The sequence below is a fragment of the Mycobacterium sp. TH-M82 genome, assembly GCF_057473605.1.
On the sequence record NZ_JBYCKY010000279.1, the window covers coordinates 1 to 4,316 of the forward strand.

The window sequence follows — 4,316 nt, forward strand, 5'->3', positions numbered from 1 at the left end:
GCCCCGCCTGCCCGGCCGCGGCGCCGGCCGCGGCGAGCGCGCCACGGTGCCGTCGCGGCCGGTGCCCCACGACGCTGAGACGCTATCGCGGCGAGGAGACTTTCGCCGATTCCGGATGCGGCGCTTCGCCGAATCGGGCCAGCGCCAGCGTCCCGGCGACGGCTACGGCGAATCCCGCGGAAACCATCCAGCCGAGGCCGTCGCGGGTGCGGTCACCGAGCCACACCACCCCGACGAACGCAGGCGCGATCGTCTCCCCGACCACCATCCCAGCGACGGCAGTGGTCACAGATCCGCGATGTAAGGCGGATGTGAGTAACAGAAACCCCACCGCCCCGCCTGCGGTCACTGCGTATAGGGCAGGGTTTGTGTAGAAGGCGCCTCTGCTGGGATCGATCGGGTCGATCAACCGCACGCCGACCTCGACAACACCGAAGCCGGTTCCGGCACCGAGCCCCAAGACGAGGGCGCGCGGACGCCCGCCCAATTGGCCCCCAGCGGCGCCGACGACGAATACTGCACCGACCACGCCCAACAGTGCCCAGGGGAGTCCAGCCGGGCCGGGCCGGGAGCCCTCCGGTCCGGCGGCCAGCCCGAGCATCACGAAGCCGACGCAGACCACGCCCACGGCCATCCACTCGGCCGATGACAGCCGCGCCGATAGCACCCAGGCGGCCACGATGGCGGTGACTGCGAGCGATCCGGCCAGCGCCGCGGCGACGACGTAGATCGGTACCAAGCGCAGCGCCGCAACTTGTAGCAGAAAGCCAAGGCCGTCAAGGCCAAAGCCCGCGAGATAGCGCCACTGCCGGACGGCGCGCAACAGCAGCACGGCGTCGACACCCGAGCCGTTGCCGGCTGCCACCGATCGCGCCGCCGCAGCCTCGAGCACCGATGCCGTGCCGTAACACACCGAGCAGCCCAGAGCCAGCACCAATCCGATCAGCACGGGTCGACAATACTCAGTGGCCGGCTCGTCCAGCCGCTCGCAACGGACGTCCGCCGCCGCCGACGCCACCGTCGCACTAGCTTGGAACGCGAGGCCAGCGGCGAGGCGATAACTGAGGAGGCCGACGGATGCCGCGATCACGACCGGAAACGACGCGCTGATGCGCGCCATGGACGAGGCCGAGGTTCGACGGATCCTCGATGTCGGGTTGCGGCTCGGGGAGCTGCTTTTGGCCTGCCAGGCGGGAACAGCCGACGTCACCGCCACGATCATCGCGGTCACCACCGCCTATGGTCTGCCCGACACCCAGGTGGAGGTCACCTCGAACTCGATCACGGTCTCGGTCCCCCGGAAGGTGCCCGGCGCGCCGGTCACCGCGATGTATCTGGTGCAGTCGCGCTCGCTGGACTACACCCGCGTCCAGCTGGCCACCGACCTCGCCCAGCGCGTCGTCGACACCACACCGGAGCCCGAGTGGGTGCAGCAGCAGTTGGACACCCTGGAGCAGGCCGAACATCCCTACCCGCGCTGGGTGTCGACCGCCGGCCTCGCGGTGATGGCCGGCGGCTTTGCCGTGCTGCTCGGCGCCGGGCCGCTGGTGGCGGTGCTCGCGACGGCGACCACCGCGCTGATCGACCGGGTCGGCCGCGTCCTCAACCGCTGGCGCCTGCCCCTCCTGTTCCAGCAGGTTGTCGCCGCCACGCTGGCCACCGGTGTCGCCCTCGGCGTCACCGCCGCCGGCTGGCTGCCCGAAAGCACTTCGGTATCACCGGTGGTGGCGGCCAACATCGTGGTGTTGCTGTCCGGGCTGGCCATCGTCGGCTCCTTTCAGGACGCAGTCACCGGCTACCAGCTCACGGCCATCTCCCGGATCATGGACATCGCGCTCTCTTCCGCGGGCATCCTGGTCGGCATCGACATCGCGCTGCACATCGGGGCGGCGTTCGATGTGCACGTCCAGGTGAGCCCGGAGTTGCCGGTGGCCATCTTCGGCGTGCCGGTACGCGTGCTGGCCGGCGCGGTCGGGGCCGTTGGCGCGGCGGTCGCGAGTTACGCGCGGCCGCGGGCGGCGGTAGCGGCGGGCGGTGCGGGGGCGATCGGCTCGGTGATCTTCTTCGCTCTGCAGCTTGCCGGGGCCGACGTCATCACCGGCTCGTTCGTGGCGGCCGCCGCGATCGGTCTCGGGGCGGCCGTCTTCGCGTCCCGGCTGCGGGTCACACCGCTGGTGATCGTGATGGCGGGCATCATCCCGCTGGTACCCGGGCTGACGCTGTTCCGCGGTTTTGTCGAATTGGTGCACGGTAGTTCGGCCGCCGGGGGGAGCCTGGCGATGGCGGCCGGGATCGCGCTGGCGCTCGGCGCGGGCGTGGTGCTCGGTCCGCTGCTGGCGCCGTCCGCCCAGCGCGAACTCGGCCGTTACCGCGATCTGCTTCGCGGCGGTTCGATGCGCCGCGCGGCCAGCGCGCGCCGCATACCACAACTCGCCGGCATCCGACTGCCCTCCCCCCGCTGGACGGCGCGCCGCGGCGGGCCGCCGCCGGGATCACTGGCATCCTGAATCAGTGCGCAGGTGCACCCACTGCTCAGCTGACAATGACCCGGTGGAAGCGACCGGCGGGCTGTTGTCGACATCACGGGGGTTCTCGGTGTACGGCCCGTCGCATCAGGCTGTGCTCGCGGTGTTCGCGCTCGGCGCCGCGCTGCTGGTCTGGGTCGGGCGCAGGCAGACCGAATCGCAAGCCCGCCTCTTCGGTCGCATCCTCGGTGTGCTCACCGCCGCGATATACGGTGCGGTTCTGGTCTACTCGCTGTTCCCGCCTGCGATCGGCCGGTCGGTACCGCTGCGTCTGACCGATCTCGCGACCGTCGCGGCGGCCTACGCCTTGTGGTCGCAGCGGCACTGGCCCTTTGCGCTCACCTACTACTGGGGCCTGGTGCTGAGTACACAGGCGTTGATTTCACCGGTTCTGGTGAGTCCGGATTTTCCGCACTACCAGTTCCTCGGCTTCTGGGCGATTCACCTGCTCGTCGTCTGGGCCGCCATCTATCTCACCTGGGGCCGGCGGATGCGACCCGGCTGGCGCAGCTACCGGTTCACGGTTCTGGTCACGATGGTGTGGGCCGCGGTGACCTTCGCGTTCAACAGCATCGCCGGAACCGACTACGGCTTCCTCAACGGAAAGCCGGCCACCACAACCCTGTTGGACGTTTTGGGGCCGTGGCCGGTATACGTTGTGACCGCGGCCCTGCTCCTCCTCATCGTGTGGGCCCTGATGACCTGGCCGTGGGAGCGGACAGGCAACGAGCCAAGGACCGTCTTCCGTAGCGGTGGGTGACCTCGTCGTGCGGGCGTTCCCATGCGTATCAATAAATCCGGGATATGGCGATGTGCCCGCCTCTGCGCGACAACCCAGGTAAACCCGCCGACACCATCTGCACGGCCTCGCTGTTGTCGCGCAGAGGCGGGCACATGCGCACATCCTTTCCCGCCGTGACCGGTGTGACAGAAGAGAAACCGGTCAGCCGCCGGCGGCGACCCCCACGAGATTCGTGGTAAAAGGTGGTAAAAGCACCCGAGCGGGAGACCAGATGCTGAGCACCATGCAGGACGGATCGCTGTCGATCGCCAAACTGCTGCAGTACGGCAGCACCAGCCACGGCGACGCCGAAGTCATCACCTGGACCGAGAACGGCCCCCGCCGGCAGAGCTATGCGCAAACCGGGAAGCGGTGTGCCCAGCTCGCGCACGCCCTGCGAAAGCTCGGCATCACCGGCGACCAGCGGGTCGCCACCTTCATGTGGAACAACGCCGAGCACCTGGAGGCCTACCTCGGACTGCCCGCGATGGGCGCGGTGCTGCACACACTCAACATCCGGCTGTTCCCGGACCAGCTGGTGCACATCGTCAACCACGCCGAAGACCAGGTCATCCTGGTCGACGACACACTGCTGCCGCTGCTGGCCCCGCACCTTCGGCAGTTCACAACCGTCCAGCACCTGGTGGTTCGGGGCGATCAGATGCCCGGGGCCGAGATCCCCGAGGCGATCACCGTACACAGCTGGGAGCAGCTCATCGCCGGCGAACCGGAAGACTTCGACTGGCCCGAGCTTGACGAGCACTGCGCGGCCGCACTGTGCTACACCTCCGGCACCACCGGCGACCCGAAGGGCGTCGCCTACTCGCACCGGTCCATCTGGCTGCATTCGATGGGGGTGTGCATGACCGACGGGATGGCGCTGCGGCAGGGCAACGTCGCGCTCAACATCGTGCCGCAGTTCCACGCCATGTCCTGGGGGATGCCGTATGCGGCATTCATGATCGGGGCGTCGCTGCTGATGCCCGGCCGGTTCCTGCAGCCGGCGCCGC

At 69.1% G+C, this 4,316-nt stretch carries 4 protein-coding genes; 3 read left to right on the forward strand and 1 reads right to left on the reverse strand.

Annotated features, from left to right (window positions below):
* Positions 1-82: 82 nt before the first annotated feature.
* Positions 83-949, reverse strand: coding sequence for a DMT family transporter (locus AC2VON_RS08815; RefSeq protein ID WP_486952601.1), 867 nt, complete (start codon positions 947-949; stop codon positions 83-85).
* Positions 950-1,109: 160 nt separating this feature from the next.
* Between AC2VON_RS08815 and AC2VON_RS08820 the strand changes: the two genes are divergently transcribed.
* From AC2VON_RS08820 to AC2VON_RS08830, 3 genes are all read left to right on the forward strand, one after another.
* Positions 1,110-2,507 carry a threonine/serine exporter family protein gene (locus AC2VON_RS08820; protein WP_486952602.1) on the forward strand — a complete coding sequence of 466 codons (1,398 nt, stop codon included), beginning with the start codon at positions 1,110-1,112 and terminating at the stop codon, positions 2,505-2,507.
* A 43-nt stretch (positions 2,508-2,550) separates the two neighbouring features.
* Positions 2,551-3,285, forward strand: a complete 735-nt coding sequence (locus AC2VON_RS08825) for a YwaF family protein (protein ID WP_486952603.1) — start codon at positions 2,551-2,553, stop codon at positions 3,283-3,285.
* Between the two features lie 253 nt (positions 3,286-3,538).
* Positions 3,539-4,316, forward strand: a 778-nt coding sequence (locus AC2VON_RS08830; protein WP_486952604.1) for an AMP-binding protein, incomplete at its 3' end; no start/stop codon positions are given.

What these genes read in the sequence shown, in the direction of transcription:
- AC2VON_RS08820 (WP_486952602.1), top strand. Translation starts at nt 1,110, where the DNA reads ATGCGCGCCATGGACGAGGCCGAGGTTCGACGGATCCTCGATGTCGGG.